The 529-nt window shown below is 67.9% G+C and carries 1 protein-coding gene; it reads right to left on the bottom strand.

Annotated features, from left to right (window positions below; genetic code table 11):
• Nucleotides 1–529 (bottom strand): molybdopterin-dependent oxidoreductase (locus tag HV773_RS36615; RefSeq protein ID WP_175198571.1); only part of this gene is annotated, 529 nt, incomplete at both ends.

Here is a 529-nt window from a genome sequence, read left to right on the forward strand (position 1 = left end):
GTCGTCCTTCTCGTACCACGTGGCCGTGGGCAGCACGACGTCCGAGTACATGCAGGTGGTGGACATGCGGAAGTCCAGCGTGCAGAGCAGGTCGAGCTTGCCGGTCGGCGCTTCGTCGTGCCAGACGACTTCCTCGGGACGTGCGGCGCCGTTCTTCACGACTTCCTCGCCCTGCACGCCGTTGGTGGTGCCGAGCAAATGCTTGAGGAAGTACTCGTGCCCCTTGCCCGAGGAGCCGAGCAGATTCGAGCGCCACACGAACAGGTTGCGCGGGAACGAGGTGGGGCTGTCGGGGTCCTCGCAGGCGAGCTTGAGGCTGCCGTCCTTGAGCTTGCTCGCCACCGCCGCGCCCGCCTGCCCGGCGTCACCGAGCGCGCGCCCGAGTTCGAGCGGGTTGCACGAAAGCTGCGGTGCCGAGGGCAGCCAGCCCATGCGCTCGGCGCGCACGTTGTAGTCGATGGGCGTGCCGTGATACGCCGACTTGTCCGCGAGCGGCGAGAGCAGGTCGGTGGGGTTCATCGGGTCGTAG

It is taken from the genome of Paraburkholderia caffeinitolerans (genome assembly GCF_902859945.1).
Classification (GTDB): domain Bacteria; phylum Pseudomonadota; class Gammaproteobacteria; order Burkholderiales; family Burkholderiaceae; genus Paraburkholderia; species Paraburkholderia caffeinitolerans.